General features: G+C 73.4%; 15 protein-coding genes. 11 read left to right on the forward strand and 4 right to left on the reverse strand.

What is annotated here, in order from left to right; genetic code table 11:
* Window positions 1–30: 30 nt before the first annotated feature.
* On the reverse strand, window positions 31–1,032 hold the full coding sequence (locus HD595_RS24250) for a sigma-70 family RNA polymerase sigma factor (protein WP_253772744.1): 1,002 nt from the start codon (window positions 1,030–1,032) through the stop codon (window positions 31–33).
* A 175-nt stretch (window positions 1,033–1,207) separates the two neighbouring features.
* Window positions 1,208–2,146 carry an NADP-dependent oxidoreductase gene (locus tag HD595_RS24255; protein ID WP_253781286.1) on the reverse strand — a complete coding sequence of 313 codons (939 nt, stop codon included), beginning with the start codon at window positions 2,144–2,146 and terminating at the stop codon, window positions 1,208–1,210.
* A gap of 77 nt (window positions 2,147–2,223) precedes the next feature.
* On the opposite strand from HD595_RS24255, the gene HD595_RS24260 reads away from it, so the two are divergent.
* The gene (locus HD595_RS24260) at window positions 2,224–3,204 is read left to right on the forward strand and encodes a GlxA family transcriptional regulator (RefSeq protein WP_253772746.1); all 981 of its coding nucleotides are present in this window, start codon (window positions 2,224–2,226) and stop codon (window positions 3,202–3,204) included.
* 353 nt (window positions 3,205–3,557) lie between these two features.
* Here HD595_RS24260 and HD595_RS24265 read toward each other — a convergent pair whose 3' ends face one another.
* Window positions 3,558–4,178: a TetR family transcriptional regulator gene (locus tag HD595_RS24265; protein ID WP_175592605.1), complete on the reverse strand. Its 621-nt coding sequence runs from the start codon at window positions 4,176–4,178 to the stop codon at window positions 3,558–3,560.
* A 242-nt stretch (window positions 4,179–4,420) separates the two neighbouring features.
* On the opposite strand from HD595_RS24265, the gene HD595_RS24270 reads away from it, so the two are divergent.
* From HD595_RS24270 to HD595_RS24295, 6 genes are all read left to right on the forward strand, one after another.
* Window positions 4,421–6,199: an AMP-binding protein gene (locus HD595_RS24270; protein ID WP_253772748.1), complete on the forward strand. Its 1,779-nt coding sequence runs from the start codon at window positions 4,421–4,423 to the stop codon at window positions 6,197–6,199.
* On the forward strand, window positions 6,196–7,200 hold the full coding sequence (locus HD595_RS24275) for an acyl-CoA dehydrogenase family protein (protein ID WP_308211219.1): 1,005 nt from the start codon (window positions 6,196–6,198) through the stop codon (window positions 7,198–7,200). Before HD595_RS24270 ends, HD595_RS24275 begins: the two co-directional genes overlap by 4 nt.
* Window positions 7,200–8,354 carry an acyl-CoA dehydrogenase family protein gene (locus HD595_RS24280; protein ID WP_253772750.1) on the forward strand — a complete coding sequence of 385 codons (1,155 nt, stop codon included), beginning with the start codon at window positions 7,200–7,202 and terminating at the stop codon, window positions 8,352–8,354. Before HD595_RS24275 ends, HD595_RS24280 begins: the two co-directional genes overlap by 1 nt.
* Complete coding sequence (locus HD595_RS24285; RefSeq protein ID WP_253772752.1) at window positions 8,351–9,280, forward strand: Zn-ribbon domain-containing OB-fold protein; 930 nt, start codon at window positions 8,351–8,353, stop codon at window positions 9,278–9,280. Before HD595_RS24280 ends, HD595_RS24285 begins: the two co-directional genes overlap by 4 nt.
* Window positions 9,280–9,699 (forward strand): MaoC/PaaZ C-terminal domain-containing protein, encoded by a 420-nt coding sequence (locus HD595_RS24290; protein WP_253772754.1) that lies wholly within the window; start codon window positions 9,280–9,282, stop codon window positions 9,697–9,699. Before HD595_RS24285 ends, HD595_RS24290 begins: the two co-directional genes overlap by 1 nt.
* A gap of 71 nt (window positions 9,700–9,770) precedes the next feature.
* A complete protein-coding gene (locus tag HD595_RS24295) occupies window positions 9,771–10,937 on the forward strand; it encodes a lipid-transfer protein (protein ID WP_253772756.1) in 1,167 nt (388 codons plus the stop codon).
* 22 nt (window positions 10,938–10,959) lie between these two features.
* Here HD595_RS24295 and HD595_RS24300 read toward each other — a convergent pair whose 3' ends face one another.
* Complete coding sequence (locus HD595_RS24300) at window positions 10,960–12,819, reverse strand: hypothetical protein (protein WP_253772758.1); 1,860 nt, start codon at window positions 12,817–12,819, stop codon at window positions 10,960–10,962.
* A 279-nt stretch (window positions 12,820–13,098) separates the two neighbouring features.
* Between HD595_RS24300 and HD595_RS24305 the strand changes: the two genes are divergently transcribed.
* Genes HD595_RS24305 through HD595_RS24320 form a run of 4 tightly spaced genes read left to right on the forward strand, consistent with a single transcriptional unit; the run spans window position 13,099 to window position 16,478 of the window.
* Window positions 13,099–14,157 carry an ABC transporter ATP-binding protein gene (locus HD595_RS24305; RefSeq protein WP_253772760.1) on the forward strand — a complete coding sequence of 353 codons (1,059 nt, stop codon included), beginning with the start codon at window positions 13,099–13,101 and terminating at the stop codon, window positions 14,155–14,157.
* Complete coding sequence (locus tag HD595_RS24310; protein WP_253772762.1) at window positions 14,150–14,851, forward strand: ABC transporter permease; 702 nt, start codon at window positions 14,150–14,152, stop codon at window positions 14,849–14,851. Before HD595_RS24305 ends, HD595_RS24310 begins: the two co-directional genes overlap by 8 nt.
* Window positions 14,848–15,546: an ABC transporter permease gene (locus tag HD595_RS24315; protein WP_253772764.1), complete on the forward strand. Its 699-nt coding sequence runs from the start codon at window positions 14,848–14,850 to the stop codon at window positions 15,544–15,546. The genes HD595_RS24310 and HD595_RS24315 overlap by 4 nt, the downstream gene beginning before the upstream one ends.
* Window positions 15,546–16,478, forward strand: coding sequence for an ABC transporter substrate-binding protein (locus tag HD595_RS24320; protein WP_253772766.1), 933 nt, complete (start codon window positions 15,546–15,548; stop codon window positions 16,476–16,478). Before HD595_RS24315 ends, HD595_RS24320 begins: the two co-directional genes overlap by 1 nt.
* Window positions 16,479–16,519 lie beyond the last annotated feature (41 nt).

The raw sequence follows: 16,519 nt of genomic DNA on the forward strand, positions 1-16,519 counted from the left end.
ATGATGCTCGGGAGGCGACTGTAACTCGTTCTAGTTTGCTGTGGAAGCCCGCGCCTCGACGGGCAGCGTGGACGGCAGCCCGAACGGCTCGAAGAGCCCGACGTCGAAGAACATGGCCACATGCCGGATGCCTTCGGCGGCGAGTGTCAGCACCATCAACGAGAACGCGGTATAGGTGTCACCCTGGCGGAAGTACACCGCGAAGGCCGGCTGGCCGTTGGCGGCGACGGGCACCAGGCGCAGATCGCCCGCATGCTCGGCCGGGCAGTTGACCGTGATGAGCCGCCCGATCTCCTCGGCGCCCTGGTACCACCCGGTGAAGGGCGGCATCTCCCAGACTGCGTCCCTCGTGAACAGCTTCACCAGCGCCGCCACGTCGTAGCTCTCGAACGCGGCCACATAGGCGTCGAGCTGCTCGCGCTGGTCGTGAGGCAGCGGCGGCGTGGGATCGTCCAGGCTCGGCGACACCTCGTTGAGCTGGGCCCGCGCCCGCTGGAGCCCGCTGTTGACGGCGGCCGTCGTGGTCTCCAGCGCCTCGGCCACCTCGGCGGCGCGCCACCGCAGCACGTCACGCAGCACCAGGATGGCCCGCTGCCGGGGCGGCAGGTACTGCAGGGCCGCGATGAGCGCCAGCCGGATGCTCTCGCGCGAGGTCACGATCGCGGCCGGGTCGTCGGCCCCCGCGCCCACCATGCCGTCGGGCACCGGCTCCAGCCACGGCACCTCCGGCCGCTCCACCAGCGGCGCGCTCGCCTCGGTGCTCGGCGCGCCCAGACCCGTGGGCAGCGGCCGGCGGCCCCTGCTCTCCAGCGCGGTCAGGCAGACGGTCGTGGCGATGCGATACAGCCACGTTCGCAGGGACGAGCGCCCCTCGAACCCGTCGTAGGCGCGCCAGGCGCGCAGGTAGGTCTCCTGGACGAGGTCCTCGGCGTCGTGCACCGAACCCGTCATGCGGTAGCAGTGCGCGAGCAGCTCGCGCCGCATGGGGTCGGCCAGCCTGAGAAAGTCCTCGGTCGACGGCCTGTCGGTCATCCTCCCTGTATACGCCCTGCCACCGACAGATTCCGTGTGCAGGCGGTGATGCCGTGATGGACGGGGTGCGGGCCGCGCCGGGCGTCCCAGGGCCGGGGCCGGGGCCGGCCGAGGCGTGGGGGCGGGACCCCGCGCCCTGGGAGGGGGCGAGCCTGAGGAGAGGACCCGGCGCGTGTCAGGGAGTGACGGTGAGGACGATCTTCCCGGTGGTGCCGCCCGACTCGCCCAGTTCGTGGGCCTTGGCGGCGTCCTCCAGCGGCAGGACCGCCGCGATCTCCGGACGCAGCCGCCCCGCCTCGGCCAGCGCGGCCAGCGACCGCATCCCCGCGTGGTCGGCCTCCACCAGCATCGCCTCGGACCGGATGCCCCGCTCGGCCGCCGCCGCGTGCAGGCCCGGGTCCAGCAGCGACAACGTCAGGGAGACGATCACGCCGCCCTCGCGCAGGGTGCGCAGAGACCGTCGGCCGTACTCGCCGCCCACCGTCTCGATGACCACGTCCATGTCCCGCGCGACCTCGGCGAAGTCCTCGGTGCGGTAGTCGATCACCTCGTCGGCGCCGAGGCCGCGCAGGAAGTCGTGCTTGGCGGCGCTGGCCGTGCCGACCACGTACGCGCCGCGCGCCTTGGCGATCTGCACCGCGAAGTGCCCGACGCCGCCCGCCGCCGCGTGGATGAGCACCCGGTCGCCGGAGCGGGTCGCGGCGGTGTCGACGAGCGCCTGCCAGGCGGTCAGCGCGGCCAGCGGGATCGCGGCGGCCCGCGTGTGGTCCACGGCGGCGGGCTTGCGGGCGAAGGTCCGCGCGGGCGCGGTCACGTACTCGGCGTACGCACCGTTGCCGAACGGGAACGGCAGCATCCCGAACACCTCGTCGCCCGGCTTGTGGATCGTGGTCCCGGCGCCGGTCGCCTCGACCACGCCGGAGACGTCCCAGCCGAGCACGAACGGCGGCTGCCCGAGATGGCCGCCGGTGGCCCGGATCTTCCAGTCGGCCGGATTCACTCCAGCCGCGTGCACCCTTACCAGCACCTCCGCCGGTCCCGGCTCGGGCCGGTCCAGCTCCACCATCGTCAGCACCTCGGGGCCACCCAGAGCGTTCTGGCTCATCGCGCGCATCTTCATGACTCCAGCCTGCTCGCCGCCGCGGTCGGGCCGCGAGTGGCCCGGAGGCCAAGGTGTGCAAAGATCGGGCCATGCACCGTGTGGCCGTCCTCGCGCTCGACGGCGTCATCCCGTTCGAGCTGAGCATCCCGTCACGGATCTTCGCCACGGCCCGCGGGCCGGCCGGCGAGCCGCTCTACGACGTCGTGACCTGCACGCTCGACGGCGGCCCGGTGCGCACGGCGGCCGACTTCTCCATCGCCGCCGCGTACGACGCCGGGGTGCTCGCGACGGCCGACACGGTCGTGCTGCCCGCCACCGACGCGCACGCGGCCATCACCGGGCCCGAGAGCCTGTCGCCCGAACTGCTCGACGCCCTCTCCCGGCTGCGCCCGGGCACCCGCGCGGTGTCGATCTGCGTGGCGACGTTCGTGCTGGCCGCCGCCGGGCTGCTGGACGGCCGCCCGGCCACCACCCACTGGAAGCACGCCGAGCGCTTCGCCCGGTTCTTCCCCCGCGTGCGGATGGACCCGGGAGTCCTGTTCGTGGACGACGGCGACGTGCTGACCTCCGCGGGCGCCTCGTCCGGGGTGGACCTCTGCCTCCACCTCGTACGCCGTGACCACGGCAGCGAGGTCGCCAACCAGGTGGCGCGCAGCTGCGTCGTGCCGCCCTGGCGCGACGGCGGCCAGGCCCAGTACATCGAGCACCCGGTGCCGGAGCCGTCCGCCGCGGGCACGGCCCCCACCCGGGCGTGGGCGCTGAGCCGCCTGGCCGAGCCGCTCCAGCTCGCCGACCTGGCCCGGCACGCGGGGATGAGCCGGCGCACGTTCACCCGGCGCTTCCGCGAGGAGGTGGGGATGAGCCCGGGGCAGTGGCTCACCCGGCAGCGGGTCGAGCTGGCCCGCCGGCTGCTGGAGACCAGTGATCTGCCGATGGAGGGGGTGGCCGGGCGCGCGGGGTTCGGCACGGCGGCGTCGTTCCGGCGGCACCTGCACGCCGCCCTCGGCGTGTCGCCGCACGCCTACCGCCGCACGTTCCGGGCCACGAGAGAGGAGCCGGCGGAGGTCTGAGCCCTGAACGAGCCCGGCCGGGCCTATGGGAAGGGGGTCAGCGTCCGCGCGGTACTGAGGCAGGTGCCGGTAGACGAGTGTCGCGCTCAGGAGGCGTGGGGCTGGTGCTGGAGGGCGGGTGTCGTCACGAGGGGCGGGCCGTGTCAGGAGGAGGGCTCGCGCCCAGGCCGGCCGGGATCGCTGTCGGAAGGGGGTCGTCGGCCCGGGTGGAGCCGGCGGCAGTGCCGGTGCCGGAAGGCGGGTGGCGGGGCCGGACGGGGTGGCGCCGGGCGGCGGGCGGTGCGCGGCGTCCGACCGGGCCAGAGGTGGTGTCCGGCCGGGCCAGAGGTGGTGTCCGGCCGACGGGAGTTCGGTCAGGCGATGTCGGTGAGGAGGCGGGCGGCGGCGATCTCGATGCGGCGCTGGATCTGGTCGTAGGTGCGCCGGCCGCGCAGCATCTCCAGCAGCTCCTGCACCCAGATGCTCGACAGCGACCCCGCGAGCGCGACCTGCTCCTCGGTGGCCTGCTCGCGCGAGAGCCCGTCGGCCGAGACCCGCAGCAGCAGGCCGGTCATGCGGTCGCCGAACGGCGTCTCGACCTCGGCCAGGATGAGCGAGCGGATGAGCGCGTCGGCCAGCTCCGGCTCCCGCATCAGGCCCCGCGTGGCGCGCATGAGCACGTCGACGGCGCGGCCCGCCGGGGTGGAGGCGCCCGGCGGACGACGTTCGATGCTGCTCTCCAGCAGGTCGATCTCCTCGCCGACCACCGCGACGACCAGGTCCATCTTGGACGGGAAGTAGCGGTAGAGGGTGCCGAGCGCGACGCCGGCCCGCTCGGCGACGGTGCGCATCTGCATGGCCTCGACGCCGCCGCGCGAGGCGAGGGCGGCGGCGGCCTGGACGATCCGCTTGCGGCGCTGGTGCTGGCTGCGGGTGCGGACGCTGTGCCCGCCTGACGCGTGCCCGCCGGAACCGGGCGTGGTGTGGCTCTCCATGGTCCCCTCGATGTCGCTGGAGGGTGCGGTGCCGGCCGCGTGCGGGGTACGCATAAGAACACGTTATCTGATTTCCCCCGGGCGCGGCTTGTTACTGGCGAGTCACAAAGAAGCCTGTATAGGCCCATGTCCACGGCGTTACAGGCATATATCCAGACTTATCAGCGGGTGCCGGTACTGGACAGATACTAGAATCTGTTCTAGTTTGCGGATCGTTTGGCCGAGCGCTTGCTGGAGGAGCCATGACCGCGGACACCCTCGCCGCCCTGCTCCTGGCGCGGGCCGGCGACGACCGTCCCGGCCTGCTCTTCGAGGACCGGGTGTGGTCCTGGCGCGAGCACGTCGCCGACTGCCGGAACGCCGCCGCCCGGCTCGCCGCGATCACCGATCCCTCCTGGCGGGCCGCGCGCGCCGCCGGCCGGCCGCACGTCGGCGTGCTCTGCGACAACGTGCCCGGCCTGCCGGTGCTCGTCGGCGCCGCCGCCCTCGGCGGGTGCGTGGTCGTCGCGCTCAACCCCACCCGCTCACCCGCCGAGCTCGCCCGTGACGCCGCGGCCACCGACGTCGCCCTGCTCCTGTACGACGGCCCGTACGAGGAGACGGCGACCGCCCTGGCCCGCGACCTCCGCATGCCGCGAGCCCCGCTGGCCACCCTCACCGAGCTCGCCGACGGCACCCACGAGGCCGGGAGCGCCGAGAACGCCGAGTGCGGCGCCGGCGACCTCATGATGTTGATCTTCACCTCGGGCACCTCCGGACGGCCCCGTGCCGTGCGGATCACCCAGCGGAAGCTGGCCGTCCCCGGACGCAGCCTCGGCGCCCTCCTCACCCCGGACGACGTCGTCTACTGCCCGATGCCGCTGTTCCACTCCGGCGCTCTCATGGCCGCCTACGCTCCGGCGGTCGCGTCCGGGGCCGCGCTGGTGCTGCGGCGCCGGTTCTCGGCGTCCGGCCTGCTGCCCGACGTCCGGCGGTACGGGTGCACGTACCTGCACTACGTCGGCAAGGCCCTGTCGTACGTGCTCGCCACCCCGCCCCGCCCCGACGACGCGGACAACCCGCTGCGCCTCGCCTTCGGCAACGAGGGCAGCGCGACGGCGACCAGACGTTTCGGCGAGCGGTTCGGCTGCCGGGTGATCGACGCGTTCGGCTCGACGGAGACGGCGATCTCGCTCACGCCCGACCCGGCGGCGCCGCCGGGCGCGCTCGGCCGGCTCCCGGACGGCGTCGAGATCCGCGACCCCTTCACGGGGGAGCGCTGCGCCGCCGCCCGTTTCGAGGACGGCCGCCTGCTCAACCCCGGCGAGGCGATCGGCGAGCTGGTCAACGTGTCCGGCGGGGGCCTGTTCGACGGCTACTACAACGACCCCGAGGCGGACGCCGAGCGGCTGCGCGACGGCGCGTTCTGGTCCGGCGACCTCGCCTACGCCGACGCCCGCGGCCACGTGTTCTTCGCCGGTCGCGGCACCGAGCGGCTGCGCGTGGACGGCGAGAACCTCGCGGTGGCCCCGATCGAGGCCGCCCTGCGGGAGTTCCCCGGCGTGGTGGAGGCAGCGGTGTACCCGGTGCCGGACGCGGCGGCCGGTGACCAGGTGATGGCGGCGCTGGTCATGGCCGGGCCGTTCTCGCCGGAGGCGTTCGCCGCCTTCCTCGCCGCACGCGCCGACCTCGGCCGCAAGGCCGTGCCCCGCTACGTCCGGATCTCGGCCGAGCTGCCGCAGACCCCCTCGCACAAGGTCGTCAAGCGCCTGCTCGCCCGCGAGGCGTGGCGCACCACCGACCCCGTCTGGTGGCGGCCGTACGCCCCGCCATCCGGGGACGGCCTCCCATCCGGGGACGCCCCGCCCGCCGAGGATGGCCCGCCCCCGGCCGGCTCACCACCGAGCAGTCCGCGCCTGGACGGTCCGCCTCAGGATCGCCCGCCCCAAGGCGGGTGCTGGCGGCGGTTGGAGGAGGACGACGTCAAGGCCATCGAGCACGACTTCGCCAGGAACGGCCGCGCACACCTACTGGAGGCATGATGAACTTCGGCCTGGACGAGACCCAGCGCGACCTGCGCGAGCTGGCCGCCGACCTGCTCGCCGGGGACGAGCCGGAGCGGCGGTTACGCGAGGCCGGACTGCTGGCCCTGTGCCTGCCCGAGGAGGCGGGCGGGGCGGGGCTCGGCCCCGTGGAGATGGCCGTCGTGCTGCGCGAGGTGGGCGCCCGCGCCGCGTCGGTGCCCGCGTTGCCCGCCCTGGCCGCCTCGCTGTTCCTCGCCCGGCACGGCACTCGCGACCAGCAGGAACGCCCCGCGACCCTCGCGGTGCGCGAGCCCGGCCGCGCCCTCGCCGACCCGCCCGCGACCACCGCGGACCAGACGGACGACGGCTGGGTGCTGACCGGCCGCAAGACCGGCGTCCCGTACCTGGCGGCCGAGGTCCTGGCCGACGCCCGGGCCGACGCCCTGGCCGACGTCCTGGTCGCGGCCGACGCCGGCGTGTTCCTGGTGTCGCGGCCCGAGTCGAGCCCCGAGTTCACCTCGACCGGCGAGCCCGCCGCCACCGTGGTCCTCGACCGGACGCCGGCCGAGCGGGTGGCCGGCCCCGAGTCCGTGGCCGCGCTGCGGCAGATCATGACCGTCGCCGTGGCCGCCCAGGCGAGCGGCGTCCTCGCCGGGGCGCTGGAGCTGACCACGAGTTACGTCAAGACGCGCCGGCAGTTCGGCCGGGCGCTGGCGGAGTTCCAGGCGGTGACCATGCAGGTCGCGGACGTCTACATCGCCGGGCGGGCGCTGGACGTGGCCATGTGGTCGGCCGCCTGGCGGCTCGGCGAGGGCCTGCCGGCCGAGGAGGACCTGGCGCTGGCCGCCTTCCACACCGGCGAGGCGTTCCGGGCGCTCTACACCTGCCAGCACCTGCACGGCGGGCTCGGCCTCGACGTGACCTACCCGCTGCACCGGTACTTCGCCCACGCCAAGCACCTGTCGCACCTGCTCGGCGGCCAGGACGCCCAGCTCGACCTGATCGGAGCGCTCGCCTGATGCTCATCGACCTGACACCGGACCAGCGCGCGCTCCGCGACGAGCTGCGCGCGTACTTCCGGAGCTGCCTCTCCGACGACGAACGCCGCAAGATCGCCGACGACCCGTTCGGCGAGACCTACATGGAGCACTGCCGGCGCCTCGGCCGCGACGGCAAGCTCGGCCTCGGCTGGCCGAAGGAGTACGGGGGAGGCGGCTACGGCCCCGTCGAGCAGCAGATCTTCGCCAACGAGATCGCCCGCGCCGCGGTGCCGTACCCGATCATCACGCTGCAGACGGTCGGTCCGACGCTGATGCAGTACGGCACGCCGGAGCAGAAGGAGTTCTTCCTGCCCCGCATCCTGGCCGGCGAGTGCCACTTCGCCATCGGCTACAGCGAGCCCGAGGCGGGCACGGACCTGGCGTCCCTGCGCACCACCGCGGTCCTGGACGGCGACCACTACGTCGTCAACGGCCAGAAGATCTTCACCAGCGGCGCCCACTACGCCCAGTACATCTGGCTGGCCGCCCGCACGAACCCCGAAGCGAAGAAGCACAAGGGCATCACCATGATGATCGCCTCCACGGACGACCCGGGCTTCTCCTGGACGCCGATCGTCACCATGGACGGCCGCCACCACACCAACGCCACGTACTACTCCGACGTGCGCGTGCCGGTGAGCATGGTCGTCGGCGAGGTGGACAAGGGCTGGGACCTCATCGTCAACCAGCTCAACCACGAACGCGTCACGCTCGGCCCGGCCGGCAACCTCGGCCAGACCTACGACCGGTTCCTCGCCTGGGCGCGCCGCACGGGGCTGGCCGACGTGCCGGACGTGCGGCGGGCGCTCGGCCGGGTGCGCGCGTACTTCCGGACGAACGAGCTGCTCAACTGGCAGGTGGCCGCCAACATGGACCTCGGCTGGCTGGGCGCGCCCGACGCGTCGGCCACCAAGATCTACGGTTCGGAGCGGATGCAGGAGATCGGCCGGCTGGTCGGTGAGGTGCTCGCCCGCTTCGGCGACCCGTCCGACCCGGAGACCGCCGAGCTGCTCGAACGCGTGGACCACGGGGTCAAGGGCGCCGTGGTGCTGACCTTCGGCGGCGGCGTGAACGAGGTGCAGCGCGAGCTGATCGCCATGCTCGGCCTGAGCCTGCCGAGGCCGCCGCGATGACGGACCTGGACATGAGCCCGGGGGACGAGCTGCTGGAGCTGGCGGAGAAGCAGGCGGCGCTGGGCGAGGTGCGGGGCGGCCCGGCCGCCGACCCGGTCAACATCCCGATGATCCGGCACTGGCTCGACGCGATGGGCGACGCCAACCGGTCGTACCTCGACAAGGGCGTCTCGCCGCCGGCGATGGCGCAGGTCTGGACCATGCCGGGGGTGCGGCGCGGCGTCAAGGACCGCTCGCCGGTGGACGACGTGCTGGCCGCGCTCGACGCCGCCGGCTACACGGGCGTGGTGGCGACCAACTGCGAGCAGACCTACCACCGCCCCGCGCGCGTGGGGGAGCGGCTCTCGGCGGCCACCCGCTTCTCCGGCCTGATCGGGCCCAAGCGCACCGCCCTGGGCGAGGGGTACTTCGCCACCTGGAACGTCACCTGGTACGGCGAGGGCGACGCGCCGGTGGCCGAGATGATGTTCCGGGTGCTCAAGTTCCGCCCGCGCCGGAAGAGCGGGACGCCGGCCGCGAGCACGGCGCCGTACCCGCTGCGACCGGCCCAGAACCGGGACACCGCGTTCTTCTGGGAGGGCGTGCGCCAGGGCGAGCTGCGCATCCAGAGCTGCGCCGACTGCGGACGCCTGCGGCACCCGCCCGGCCCCGTCTGCCCGTCGTGCCGCTCGACCAGCCGCTCCTACGTCGTCGCCCGCGGCGAGGGCACCGTCTTCAGCTACGTGGTGCACCACCACCCGCCCGTTCCGGGGCGGGAGACGCCGTTCGTGGTCGCTGTGGTGGAACTGCCGGAAGGGGTGCGGATTGTGGGCAATGTCGTGGACTGCCCGCCCGACGCGGTGGGTATCGGTATGGAGTTGCGTGCGACCTATCGGGCAATGGACGACGAAGTGATCCTTCCAATGTGGGCGCCACGGGAGTCGTGATGCGGACGCTGACCGAAGACCAGATCGAGATCGGCGCGGTGCTGCCCGAGCTGTCGATCGACCTCACGCCCACGGTGGTCGTCTCCACCGCCCTGGCCACGATGGACTTCACGCCGGTCCACCACGACGTCGAGGGCGCGCGGGCGCAGGGCTCCAAGGACATCTTCCTCAACATCCTGACCACGATGGGCCTGGTCGAGCGGTACGTCACCGACTGGACGGGGCCGGAGGCCATCATCAGGCGCATCAACGTCAAGCTCGGCGTGCCGGCGTACGCGGGGGACCGGCTGGACTTCAACGGCACGGTCGTCACCCAGGACGGGCCGGACTACACGGTCGAGGTGCGCGGCAAGGTCAGCCTCGGCGACCACGCCACCGCCACCGTCACCTTCACCCTTCCCTCCGACGAAACGGCCTGATCACCGCCCCCTCTGTGGGTCTTCCGGGGATCCGCCGTGCCCGCGCGCGACGACGTCAAAGGAGCCAGTACGTGTCAGGAACCCGAGCCGCCATCGCGGGCATCGGCGCCACCGAGTTCAGCAAGGACTCCGGCCGGTCGGAGCTGCGGCTGGCCGCCGAGGCCGTGTTCGCGGCGCTGGACGACGCCGGTCTCGACCCGTCCGACGTGGACGGGATGGTGACCTTCACCCAGGACACCAACCAGGAGATCGCCGTCGCCAGGGAGATCGGGGCGGGCGAGCTGACGTTCTTCTCCCGGGTCGAGTACGGCGGCGGCGCCGCCTGCGGGACCGTCGCGCACGCCGCGATGGCCGTCGCCACCGGCATGGCCCGCACGGTCGTGTGCTACCGCGCCTTCAACGAACGCTCGGGCCGGCGCTTCGGGCAGCCCGACGCCCGGCTGGGCGGCCAGCCCACCTCGCAGGGCCTGGAGATGAGCTGGCACGTCCCGTTCGGGCTGATGACGCCGGCGGCGTGGGTGGCGATGTTCGCTCGGCGCTACATGCACGTCCACGGCGCCACGTCCGAGGACTTCGGCCGGGTCGCCGTGGCCATGCGCCGCCACGCCGCCACCAACCCGGCGGCCTGGTTCTACCAGCGGCCCATCACGCTGGAGGAGCACCAGGCGTCGCGCTGGATCGTGGAGCCGTTGCGCCTGTTCGACTGCTGCCAGGAGAGCGACGGGGCGGTCGCCCTCGTCGTCACCTCCGTCGAGCGGGCGCGGGACCTGCGGCGCTCGCCCGCCGTCGTCACGGCCGCCGCCCAGGGCTCGGCCGAGGGGCAGATGATGATGACCAGCTACTACCGGGACGACATGAGCGGCCTTCCGGAGATGTCCGTCGTCGGCCGCCGGTTGTGGGAGATGTCCGGGCTCAAGCCGCGGGACGTGCGGACCGCCATCCTGTACGACCACTTCACCCCGTTCGTCCTCGCGCAACTGGAGGAGCTGGGCTTCTGCGGCCGGGGCGAGGCCCCGGGGTTCGTGCGCGACGGCGGCATCGAGCTGGGCGGTCGCCTGCCGGTCAACCCGCACGGCGGGCAGCTCGGCGAGGCGTACATCCACGGCATGAACGGCATCGCCGAGGCCGTGCGGCAGATCCGCGGCACGTCGGCCAACCAGGTGCCCGGGGTGGAGCACGTCCTGGTGACGGCCGGGACGGGGGTGCCGACCAGCGGGCTGATCCTGTCCGCCGGCTGACACCCCCCACGACGGGAGCCCGTCAGGGGCTCAGGATGGCGGGCACCGAGAAGAACACGATCATCGCGATCGCCACGCACATGAGGAAGCCGATCAGCTCCCACGCCCAGTCGTGGTGCCGGTTCCCGCGGCGCGGCCGGGCGCCCTTGCGGGGCGCCTTCTTGCCCGAGCGGGGCGGCTTGGCGGGCGTGCCGGAGCGCGGCCGGTCGGCCGGGCCGTTCTTGCCGGAGCGGGGCTTGGCCCCGACCTTGCCGACCTTGCCGTCGTTGCCGTCCTGGGCGTCCTTGCCGGGTCGCGACGTGAGCGCCGCCTCCTCGCGGGCCTTCGCCGATCGGCCGGCCCGTCCGCGCTCGGCGTCGCGTTCGGCCGGCCAGGACCTGTCGTCCCGAACCGTTCCTCCCGACATCGCCTCCCGGACGGCCGGTCCGGTGGGAGAAGGGGCGGCGGGGGACAAGCCGGTGGTTGACGGCCCGGTGGTTGACGGTCCGGTGGGGGACAGCGCGGGCCCGGCCGCGGCGTCCGCCGGGAGCGGCATGCGGTAGATCGGCTCGGGAGCCCTATCGCGCCGCGCGAAAAGACTGCCGGGCGCGCCTTCGCCCGCCGTCCGGGACGGCGGGCCGGACGGCCCGTGGGCGGCCGGGTCGCCGGGACGGACCGCGTCGCGGATCGCGGGCATCTCCTGCGTGGCCTGCTCGTCGTCCAGCACGTCACCCGGGACCGGCGCCGAGGACGCGCGGCCCCGCGGGCCGCCCGCCGGCGGGAAGACGTCGCCGGTGGCGAACGCGTCGCCGCCTCCCGGCAGGAAGAACGGCCGCTCTCCCGGCCGCGCCCCCTCCCCGGACTCTCCCGGCCGGGCCCGATCCCGGGAAGCTCCCGGGCCCCCGGGCTCTCCTGGGCGGGCCCGATCCCGGGAAGCACCCGGGCCCCCGGGCTCTCCTGGGCGGGCCCGATCCCGGGAAGCTCCCAGGCCCCCGGGCTCTCCCGGGCGTGCCCGCTCCGCGGGCTTCGGGATGAGCCCCTGGTCGCGGGCGGAGGTGAACGCCTGCCACGGCCGTACCAGACCCGTGCTCGGCCGGGCCCGGTCGGTCGCGGCGAGCGGGTCGCCCACCTTGGGCATCGGCTCGGTCGTCGCCTCATGCGGCGGCACGCGGGACGGCGACGGCGGCTTGAGCAGCTCGGCCGGGAACAGCCCCGTGCTCGTCAGCGGGTCGCGCTCGCCGAGCGGCAGCGGCCAGACCGGCGGCACCGGCCAGCGCGGCCTGACGAACATCGGCGCGGCGTCGGCCGAACGGGACCCGGCGAAGTGGATGCGCAGCGCGCCGGGCGGCTCCGGCCACGGCAGGCGGCCGAGCACGTCGCGCAGCGGCGCGACGCCCAGGGCGCCGTACACGTCGGCGGCCGGCTTGGGCATGCGGCGGGCGGCGGCGCGGTCGAGCGCGGCGCCGAGCAGCCGGCGGTAGCGGTGCGCGGCGGCGCTCACCAGCTCGCCGGCCGTGTCGGGCGCCACGTCGAGCACCCAGGCCAGCTCGGCGCGGTCCAGGCCGCACACCTCGGACAGAAGGAGCACCTCGCGGTGGTGCGGGCGCAGCTCGTGCAGCGTGCGCTCCACCAGGGCGGAGGCGGGATCGATGAGCGGGTCGACGACAGGGGGCGCGTAGACGACGTCACGGCGCCGGATCTCGCGGCGGGCGAGCGCGTACAGCGCGGCGCGGGGCGGGGCCGTCGCGGGGACGCTGGTGAGAACGGTCACCAGCACGTCGGCGGCGGAGCCGTGGTCGCCGAGCTGGTCGGCGCAGTACGCGAACAGCCCGGCGGCGTGACTGTCGTAGAGCTCGGCGACCAGCTCGGCGCGGGCACGCTGGTCGGTGAGCGGCTGTGTCACGGGCCGTTCCTCTTGCTGAAGTGCTGCGGTGGGGGGCGAAGCAGGGGCGGGCGGGCCTGGGGGGACTGCCCGACGGTGAGGCAATCATGCCAAGTCGCCACCATCGGCGCATCAAGAGATCCGGTTTTGTTGTGAATTCCGGCTGGTGAAGTGAAGCGTTTAACCGTGGGGGTGACGCGACACACCGCCGTCCGTCGCCCTAGTGTGGGCCTCCAAGAGATCATGCGGCGGTCGTGGCAGGGGGGCCACGGCCCTGCCCGGGCAAGCGAGAGGTCGCGCGTGATCACATTCGACGCCGTCACGAAACGGTACGCGGACGGCACGGTGGCCGTGGACAACCTGTCACTCGAAGCGCCCACGGGCGAGATCACGGTGTTCGTCGGGCCGTCGGGCTGCGGCAAGACCACGTCCCTGCGGATGATCAACCGGATGATCGACGCGACGGAGGGGCGCATCCTCCTCGACGGCGACCCGGTGCAGGACATCGACCCGCCCAAGCTGCGGCGCGGCATCGGCTACGTCATCCAGCAGGCCGGCCTCTTCCCCCACAAGAAGATCGTCGACAACGTCGCCACGGTGCCGCTGCTGCTCGGCTGGGACCGCGGCAAGGCCCGCAGCCGGGCCATGGAGCTGCTCGAACGCGTGGGCCTCGACCCCGCGATGGGCGAGCGCTACCCGTTCCAGCTCTCCGGCGGCCAGCAGCAGCGCGTCGGCGTGGCCAGGGCGCTGGCCGCCGACCCGCCCGTGCTGCTCATGGACGAGCCGTTCAGCGCCGTCGACCCGATCGTGCGCACCAGCCTGCAGGACGAGCTGCTGCGGCTCCAGGCCGAGCTGAACAAGACGATCGTCTTCGTCACCCACGACATCGACGAGGCCATCAAGCTGGGCGACCGGGTGGCCGTGCTGCGCGTCGGCGGGCGGCTGGCGCAGCTCGCCGACCCCAAGACGCTCTTGTCGGAGCCGGCCGACGACTTCGTCCGCGAGTTCCTCGGCCACGACCGGGGCATCCGCCGCCTGCAGTTCGTCGGCACCGACGGGCTGCGGCTACGCACCGACCTGACCGTGCCCGCCGGCTTCTCCGGCGGCTCGCCCGAGCCCTGGGTGCTCGCCGTCTCCGACGACGGCCGGCCGGTCGGCTGGCTGCGGGGCGACGGCGGCGGCGAGCCGGAGCCGTACGGCACCTTCCGGCCCGGCCGCGACTCCATGCGCTCCGCCCTCGACGCGGCGCTGCTGTCGCCGTCCGGGTGCGCGGTGGCGGTCGGCGAGGACGGCAAGGTGGTCGGCGTGGCCACCCGTGAGGTCCTCGACGCGGCGCTCGCGGAGGCCGCCGATGGGTGAGCCGCTGCTGGCACGCCTGATCGCGGACGGGCCCCCGTCGCTGTGGGAGTGGTTCGCCCGCAACTGGGACACCGGCCGGGCCGGGAGCGTCAAGGACCTCCTCGGCGACCACCTCGTCATGTCCCTCGTGCCGATCGTCGCCGGCCTCGTGCTGGCCCTGCCGCTCGGCCTGGCCAGCGCCCGCTGGCGGTGGCTCTACCAGCCGACGGCCGGCGTGTTCAACGTCGTGTACGCGCTGCCGTCGCTGCCGGTCTTCATGCTGCTCATCTCGGTCACCGGCCTGTCCAAGACCACGGTGATCATCCCGCTCACGTTCTACGCGATCGCCGTGCTGCTGCCCGCCGTGGTGGACGGCCTCGGCTCGGTGCCCGACCACGTGCGCCAGTCGGCCGTGGCGATGGGCTTCACGCCGCTGCGCCGCCTCGTCCAGGTCGAGCTGCCGATCGCCGTGCCGGTCGTGCTGGCCGGGCTGCGGGTCGTCGCGGTCTCCAGCATCAGCCTGGTCAGCGTCGGCGCGCTGATCGGCCAGGGCGGCCTCGGGATGCTGTTCACCCGGGCCTACCAGAACCCGTTCCTGCCGCCGGTCATCGTCGGCATCGTGCTCATCGTGGCGCTCGCGCTGGTCGCCGACGGGCTGCTCGTCCTCGCGCAGCGGCTGCTGACCCCGTGGGTGCGGGCGAGGAGGGCATCGTGAGCTGGCTCAGCGACTTCTTCGGCGACCCGGCCAACTGGTCGGGCCCCGACGGCATCCCCGCCCGGCTGCTGGAGCACCTGGAGTTCTCCGCGCTGGCCCTGGCCCTGGCCATGCTGGTCGCGATCCCGCTCGGGCTGCTCATCGGGCACACCGGCCGCGGCGGCGTCGTCGTGGTCATCTCCGCCAACCTCGCCCGGGCCCTGCCCACGCTGGGCCTGCTGGTGCTGTTCGTGCTGCTGCTCGGCACCGCCTCGATCCTGCCGGTCATCATCCCGCTGGTGCTGCTGGCGATCCCGCCGATCCTGGTCAACACCTTCGAGGGGATCCGCGGCGTCGATCCGGAGCTGCGCGACGCCGCGTACGGGATGGGCCTGACCGGCGGGCAGGTGCTCGGCCGGGTGCTGGTGCCGGTGGCGCTGCCGCTCATCCTGCTCGGGCTCCGGCTGTCGGCCATCCAGGTCGTCGCGACCACGACGGTCGCCGCGTACACCGGGCTGGGCGGGCTCGGCAGGTTCGTGATCGACGGGTTCGCGACCAAGGATTACGCGAGCGTCGTCGGGGGTTCTGTACTGATTGTGCTGTTCGCACTCGCGGTGCAGCTCGTCTTCACGCTTCTCCAGCGGACGACGGTCTCGCCCGGCGTGAGCCGGCGGGTCAAGGTCCGCCAGGTGGCCTCAGGAAGGGAAACAACGTGATGAGACGTAGGTTCGGCACCGCGGCGGTGCTTCTGACGGCGGCGCTGGCCCTCACGGCGTGCGGCGGCGGTGGTGGCGGCGGCAACCCGCTCGACACCTCCAGCGCGGCGCCCAGCGGCTCCGCGACGGCCGGCGGTGGCAGGGGCGGCAAGGCCGTCATCGGCTCGTTCGACTTCGACGAGAGCGTGCTGCTGGGCTCCATCTACGCCCAGGCGCTGGAGTCCAAGGGTGTGCAGGTCGAGGAGAAGCAGCGCATCGGCAGCCGCGAGGTCGTCTACGACCAGGTCAAGAGCGGCGGGCTGACCGTCGTGCCGGAGTACAACGGCAACCTGCTCGCCTTCATCGACCTGCAGAACAAGGCGAGCACCACCGACGACGTCAACGCGGCGCTGAAGGAGAAGCTCCCGGCCGAGCTGGAGGTCCTCGCCTCCTCGCCCGCCGAGGACAAGGACACCCTCTCGGTCACCAAGGACACGCAGGCCAAGCAGTCCCTCAACAGCATGGAGGACCTGGCCAAGGTGTCGAAGACCATGACCGTCGGCGGCCCGCCCGAGTTCAAGAAGCGCTGGGAGGCGCGCTTCAAGGAGGTGTACGGGCTGCAGTTCAAGGAGTGGAAGCCCACCGGCCCCACCACGGCCGACGCCATCAAGGACGGCTCCATCCAGGTCGGCAACGTCTTCACCACCGACCCCAAGATGACCGCCAACAACCTCGTGCCGCTGCAGGACCCGAAGAACATCTTCCCCGCGCAGAACGTCACGCCCCTGCTCAACAAGGCCGCGGCGACCGACACGATCAGGACCACCCTGGACGCCGTCTCCGCCAAGCTCACGACGCAGTCGCTGCAGGACATGATGCAGAAGATCAGCGTCAACAAGGACGAGCCGGCCACGGTCGCCAAGGAGTGGCTGACCAGCAACGGGCTGGCCTGACCCCGGTGACGGGCCCCGCCGTCACGCGGGGCCCGTCACCA

The sequence above is a fragment of the Nonomuraea roseoviolacea subsp. carminata genome, assembly GCF_024172185.1.
GTDB classification, from domain to species: Bacteria; Actinomycetota; Actinomycetes; order Streptosporangiales; family Streptosporangiaceae; genus Nonomuraea; species Nonomuraea roseoviolacea.

Excerpts from the sequence above, each read along its gene's own strand:
- HD595_RS24250 (WP_253772744.1), bottom strand. The coding sequence starts at position 1,032 with ATGACCGACAGGCCGTCGACCGAGGACTTTCTCAGGCTGGCCGACCCC.
- HD595_RS24255 (WP_253781286.1), bottom strand. The coding sequence starts at position 2,146 with ATGCGCGCGATGAGCCAGAACGCTCTGGGTGGCCCCGAGGTGCTGACG.
- HD595_RS24260 (WP_253772746.1), top strand. The coding sequence starts at position 2,224 with ATGCACCGTGTGGCCGTCCTCGCGCTCGACGGCGTCATCCCGTTCGAG.
- HD595_RS24265 (WP_175592605.1), bottom strand. The coding sequence starts at position 4,178 with ATGGAGAGCCACACCACGCCCGGTTCCGGCGGGCACGCGTCAGGCGGG.
- HD595_RS24270 (WP_253772748.1), top strand. The coding sequence starts at position 4,421 with ATGACCGCGGACACCCTCGCCGCCCTGCTCCTGGCGCGGGCCGGCGAC.
- HD595_RS24275 (WP_308211219.1), top strand. The coding sequence starts at position 6,196 with ATGATGAACTTCGGCCTGGACGAGACCCAGCGCGACCTGCGCGAGCTG.
- HD595_RS24280 (WP_253772750.1), top strand. The coding sequence starts at position 7,200 with ATGCTCATCGACCTGACACCGGACCAGCGCGCGCTCCGCGACGAGCTG.
- HD595_RS24285 (WP_253772752.1), top strand. The coding sequence starts at position 8,351 with ATGACGGACCTGGACATGAGCCCGGGGGACGAGCTGCTGGAGCTGGCG.
- HD595_RS24290 (WP_253772754.1), top strand. The coding sequence starts at position 9,280 with ATGCGGACGCTGACCGAAGACCAGATCGAGATCGGCGCGGTGCTGCCC.
- HD595_RS24310 (WP_253772762.1), top strand. The coding sequence starts at position 14,150 with ATGGGTGAGCCGCTGCTGGCACGCCTGATCGCGGACGGGCCCCCGTCG.
- HD595_RS24320 (WP_253772766.1), top strand. The coding sequence starts at position 15,546 with ATGAGACGTAGGTTCGGCACCGCGGCGGTGCTTCTGACGGCGGCGCTG.